This window comes from Arthrobacter sp. SO3, from assembly GCF_020532825.1.
In the GTDB taxonomy this organism is placed as follows: Bacteria; Actinomycetota; Actinomycetes; order Actinomycetales; family Micrococcaceae; genus Arthrobacter.
The window spans coordinates 1-5,788 of sequence record NZ_MQTS01000187.1 but is presented as its reverse complement, the minus strand read 5'-3'; the positions used below and the strand labels follow the sequence as shown (position 1 = coordinate 5,788).

Annotated in this window: 4 protein-coding genes; 3 read left to right on the top strand and 1 reads right to left on the bottom strand. The window is 65.6% G+C overall.

The genetic code is table 11. The annotated features are described in order from the left end of the window. Positions 1-252: 252 nt before the first annotated feature. From hpf to secA, 3 genes are all read left to right on the top strand, one after another. A complete protein-coding gene (gene hpf / locus BJQ90_RS17340; protein ID WP_226761455.1) occupies positions 253-978 on the top strand; it encodes a ribosome hibernation-promoting factor, HPF/YfiA family in 726 nt (241 codons plus the stop codon). 32 nt (positions 979-1,010) lie between these two features. Next, on the top strand, positions 1,011-2,309 hold the full coding sequence (locus BJQ90_RS17335) for a winged helix-turn-helix domain-containing protein (protein ID WP_226761454.1): 1,299 nt from the start codon (positions 1,011-1,013) through the stop codon (positions 2,307-2,309). Between the two features lie 70 nt (positions 2,310-2,379). Next, the gene (secA, locus tag BJQ90_RS17330; protein ID WP_226761453.1) at positions 2,380-5,118 is read left to right on the top strand and encodes a preprotein translocase subunit SecA; all 2,739 of its coding nucleotides are present in this window, start codon (positions 2,380-2,382) and stop codon (positions 5,116-5,118) included. Between the two features lie 195 nt (positions 5,119-5,313). Here the strand turns inward: secA and BJQ90_RS17325 are convergent. Continuing rightward, positions 5,314-5,788 (bottom strand): Rv3235 family protein (locus tag BJQ90_RS17325; protein ID WP_319004655.1); only part of this gene is annotated, 475 nt, incomplete at its 5' end.

Here is a 5,788-nt window from a genome sequence, read left to right as displayed (position 1 = left end):
CCTCGCCGCGACACGCCCGCCGCTCACGATCGACGGCGGCCCCGCTGTCCGCGTGCTGGCGGGGCAGGGGCCCGTAAATGAAAAAAATAAACCAAAAAAGGATGAATAAGAGGGGGCTATGAACTAACGTCGGAGATGGGTACCAAGAACAGATGTACCTGTCGATAGCGGCTCGGAAAGGGGCTCGACTGTCAGTCAGATCAGCCCCGGGAAGTGCCGCCGTCGTGTCACCGAAGTCATTTGGAGGGCACCATGGAGTTCATGATCAGCGGACGCAATTTGACGGTCTCGGACCGGTTCCGCGAGTACGCCGACGAGAAGATCTCGAAGATCGCGTCACTGGGGGACAAAGTCCAGAGGGTGGACGCGAAGGTTTCCAAAGAGACCAAGGCCCGGCAGGCCGACGAGATGCTCACAGTTGAGCTGACCGTCCTGGGCCGGGGCCCCGTGATTCGTGCCGAAGCCAGCGCCGCAGACAAGTTCGCCGCGTTCGATCTCGCCTACAACAAGCTTCTGGAGCGCCTGCGCCGGGCCAAGGACCGCAAGAAGGTCCACCACGGCCGGCACGCCCCCAAGTCAGTCACCGAGGCGACGGCAACCCTGGAGCCCGCGAGCACCAGCGAGCCCATTTACGAAGAGGCGAACCACTGGCTCGAGCCCAAGGAAGCTCCCGCCGAGAAATCGCCGTATGAGATCGAGAACGATATCCCGGCCGGAGACTCGCCCGTGCTCATCCGCCGGAAGGTCTTCCCCGCCGCATCCCTCACGCTCGACGACGCCGTCGACAACATGGAGCTTGTGGGTCACGACTTCTACCTCTTCGTGGACAAGGAGACAAAAGCGCCCTCTGTCGTCTACCGCCGCGACGGGTGGACCTACGGAGTGATTTCCCTCGACCAGAGGTGCGAGCCGGGCGAGGCCCCGCTGGACGAGAAGATCATCGCCTACCGTTCCGAGGATGAGCCGGCCAGCGCATAAGCTGGTTCTGACCATCCAGCGAAGGGACTGACGTGCAGGGATTGCTGAGCCTCAAGCAGGCCCGGCGCATCGCACTGGCAGCCCAGGGATTGGACAAAGTGCGGCCCGCCGGACTCGTGACAGCACGGGCGGTGGGCCGTACCTTTGCCCGGCTGCAGCTGGTCCAGATCGACTCCGTCAATGTCCTGTCCCGGAGCCACTACCTGCCGTTCTTTTCCCGCTTGGGGAACTACGACCGCGACATCCTCCAGCGGATGGCAGGCAACCACCCCCGCCGGATGATGGAGTACTGGGCCCACGAGGCCAGCTTCATCCGTCCCGACCACTTCCCGGACCTTCTCCTGTGGCAGAGCAGGAAATGGGTGGGGGCACACTCCATGGACTCCGAGCTGCGGAGCGGGGTCTCCGCCCGGGTTCTCGAGGCGCTCGCCGCCGGCCGCCCGATGACCGCCGCCGAACTCACCGCCCGTCTCGGGCATGTGGAGGACCGGCAGCAGGACAACTGGGGCTGGAACTGGAACGCCGTGAAGCGGGTCCTCGAACACCTCTTCGAAGCGGGCCTCATCTCGGCCGCGTCCCGCACGGACTCCTTTGAACGGCGTTACACCCTGACCGCCAGGGTGCTGCCCGAACGGCTGCCGGCAGGTCCTGACGCCGCGCGCGTCGGCGCGGCCGCGGCAGTCGGCGCGGCCGGCGCCGACCCGGACTCGGACCCCGCGGCTGCGCTGGCGCGGCTGATCGATGCCGCTGCCCAAGCCCACGGGATCGGCACCCTGCGGTGCTTTGCTGATTATTTCCGGACGCCCATGCGGGCCTCCGCCATAGCCCTGGACCACCTGGTCGACACGGGCAGGCTGCTGCCGGTCAAGGTGTCCGGCTGGAACAAGACCGTCTTCCGCCACGCCGAGGCAAGACTCCCGCGTGCCGCCACCGGCCGCGCACTGCTGAGCCCCTTCGACTCGATGGTCTTTGAACGGCGGCGCCTGGAGGACCTGTTCGGTTTCCGCTACCGCATCGAGATCTACACCCCGGAGCCGAAACGCCGCTTCGGCTATTACGTGCTGCCTTTCCTGCTGCGCGACGGAATCGTGGCCAGGGTGGACCTCAAGGCCGACCGGACCAACGGCCTGCTGCTGGCGCGGGCTGCCCACGCGGAGCCCGGCGCGCCCGCCGACACCGCCGTCGAACTCGCCGCGGAACTGGAGCTCATGGCAGGGTGGCTGGAACTGGACCGGGTTGTTGTCTCGCCAAAAGGCGACCTCGCGCCGGCGCTTGCGGACGCCGTGTCCGGGGCCGGACGGCGTGTATCCGCTCAGAGGGAACAGGCGTAACCGGCCCTGCGTCTCTCCCGTAGACTGAATACGCCAGAATTCGGCAGCTTGAGACTGGGAGCAACTTCACGTGGCATCACTTATCGAAAAACTTCTCCGCACAGGTGACAAGAAAACCCTGAGACAACTGCGGAACTATGCCGATTCCATTAATGCCCTGGAGAGCTCCCTCAAGACCTTCAGTGATGCCGAGCTGCGCGAGGAGACCGACCGTCTCCGCGCACGCCACGTTGACGGTGAGAAGCTCGACGACCTCCTGCCCGAGGCTTTCGCCGCCGTCCGCGAAGCCTCCTCCCGCACGCTCGGGATGCGCCACTTCGACGTCCAGCTCATGGGCGGCGCCGCACTGCACCTGGGCAACATCGCCGAAATGAAGACCGGTGAAGGCAAGACCCTTGTGGCTACCGCACCGGCCTACCTCAACGCCCTTGCGGGCAACGGCGTGCACGTAATTACCGTCAACGACTACCTGGCCGAATACCAGTCGGACCTCATGGGCCGTGTGTACCGGTTCCTTGGCCTGACCAGCGGCTGCATCCTCTCCAACCAGGACCCCTCACTGCGCCGCGAGCAGTACGCCGCGGATATCACCTACGGCACCAACAATGAATTCGGCTTCGACTACCTGCGCGACAACATGGCCTGGGACAAATCCGAGCTGGTCCAGCGCGGCCACCACTTCGCCATCGTCGACGAAGTGGACTCCATCCTCATCGATGAGGCACGGACCCCGCTTATTATTTCGGGACCCGGGCAGGGGGACACCAACCGCTGGTACAGCGAGTTCGCCAAGGTCGTCACCAGGCTCAAGTCCGAAGAGGATTACGAAGTCGACGAGAAGAAGCGCACCGTCGGTGTGCTTGAGGCAGGCATCGAAAAGGTCGAGGACTACCTCGGCATCCACAATCTTTACGAGTCCGCCAACACCCCGTTGATCGGTTTCCTCAACAACGCCATCAAGGCCAAGGAACTCTTCAAGCGGGACAAGGACTATGTCATCCTCGACGGCGAGGTGCTGATCGTCGACGAGCACACCGGCCGAATCCTCGCGGGCCGGCGCTACAACGAAGGCATGCACCAGGCGATCGAGGCCAAGGAAGGCGTCGAGATCAAGGCCGAGAACCAGACGCTCGCCACGGTCACGCTGCAGAACTACTTCCGCATGTACGGCAAGCTCGCCGGCATGACCGGTACTGCGGAGACCGAAGCCGCCGAGTTCATGAGCACCTACAAGCTCGGCGTCGTCGCCATCCCCACCAACCGCGACATGACGCGGATCGACCAGGCGGACCTCGTCTACAAGAACGAGGCGGTCAAGTTCGCCGCCGTCGTGAAGGACATCGCCGAACGGCATGCCGCGGGCCAGCCCGTCCTGGTCGGCACCACCAGCGTCGAGAAGAGCGAATACCTCTCCGGGCTGCTGGCCAAGGAAGGCGTCCGGCATGAGGTCCTGAACGCCAAAAACCACGCCCGGGAGGCCGCGATCGTGGCCCAGGCCGGGCGCAAGGGTGCCGTGACCGTTGCGACCAACATGGCCGGCCGCGGTACCGACATCATGCTCGGCGGCAACGCCGAGTTCACCGCGGTCGCCGAACTCGCCAAACGCGGCCTGGATCCGGAAGAAAACTCCGAAGAATACGAGGCGGCGTGGCCCGCAGCCTTCGAAGCGGCCAAGCAGTCGGTCAAGGACGAGCACGAGGAGGTCCTCGACCTCGGGGGCCTGTACGTGCTGGGCACCGAGCGGCACGAATCACGCCGGATTGACAACCAGTTGCGGGGCCGCTCGGGCCGCCAGGGTGACCCTGGCGAGTCCCGGTTCTACTTGTCGCTGACCGATGACCTGATGCGCCTGTTCAACTCCGGCGCGGCCGAGCGGCTGATGAACAGCTCGGTGCCGGACGATGTCGCCCTGGAATCAAAGCTCGTCTCGCGCGCCATCGCCTCGGCCCAGGGCCAGGTCGAGGGCCGCAACGCCGAACAGCGGAAGAACGTCCTCAAATACGACGACGTCCTGAACCGCCAGCGCGAAGCCATCTACGGCGACCGCCGCCGGATCCTCGAAGGCGACGACCTCCACGAAAAAGTCCAGTTCTTCCTCGAGGACACGATCAACGCGTTCATCGACGCAGCCACCGCCGAGGGTACCGGCGACGACTGGGACTTCAACCTCCTCTGGTCCAACCTCAAGACCCTGTACCCGGTGAGTGTCACCCCGCGCGACCTCATCGACGAAGCCGGCGGAAAATCGAGGATCACCGTGGACTTCCTCAGGGAAGAGATCCTCTCCGACGCACGCCTGGTGTACCAGGCACGCGAGGAGGCCATCGGGCACGAAAGCATGCGCGAGCTCGAGCGCCGTGTTGTGCTCTCGGTGATCGGCCGCAAGTGGCAGGAACACCTCTATGAGATGGACTACCTGAAGGAAGGCATCGGCTTGCGCGCGATGGCCCAGCGCGATCCCCTGGTGGAATATCAGCGCGAGGGCTTCATCATGTTCCAGGCCATGATGGAGGCCATCCGGGAGGAAAGCGTCGGCTTCCTGTTCAACCTTGAAGTCGAGGTCACCCCCGCCGAGGACGTAGTCGTGGCGGACGCCGCGGGCCAGCACACCGAACATCACGAACCGCAGATCCGGGCCGCTGGGCTGGAGGCCCCCGAAAAGCCGGCCCAGCTGCAGTACACGGCCCCCGGCGAGGACGGTTCAGCCGAGACCCACGTCGAGTCCAAGGTCTCGGGCCGCTCCGGCAACCCGGCGAAGTCTGCCGGGCAGGACAGCCCACGCCGGGCCAGCAAGAAGAAGCGGCGCTAGCGGAGCGGGCACTGACCGCCCACTGCCGCCAACCCTGAAGGCGCCGTCATTGAAGAGTCGCCGTCTTGAAAGACTCGCCTTCACGAAAGAGGACCGGAACATGTTCCGGTCCTCTTTCGTTGCGTCCGTCTCCTCCTTCCGTTGTTCCGCTCAGTGAGCCCCCAGCGGCTTCCAGCCGGCACCGCGCGTCGGCTGTCAACCGATTTCCAGCGCGGTGACCCGCCACACGAGCCTGCTGCGCTCCAGCCGCAGAGCGACCGCGCGGACCCGCAGCTCCTCGACCACCACGGCGCTTGCCTCATAGACGTCCGCAGAGACCCGGCAGGCCCGGACCGAGCGGACCGAGGAGTTGCGGTGCAGCCGCCCCGCCGTCGGCGACGCCCCGCTTGGCACCCTCCGGGTGAGGGCAGCCCGGTGCTGCAGTGCCGCAAGGCAGCGCTCGTCGAGCCGCCGGGCAAGCTGCTGCGCCGGCCGGGTGCCGGCCAGCACCTCGATGGCCGCCTGAACCGTGCTGCGGGAAATTGCGCAGATCTCCCGTTCTTCATCGGCCAACCACCGCCGCGGCACTGGTGGAACAGCAGGAGCCGCCGGGGGTCCGGGAGGTGCCGTGCTTTCCGGGACCAGACGCAGCGGCGCCGGGGTGGGGACGGGGGCTTCCGCGGCGGTGGTT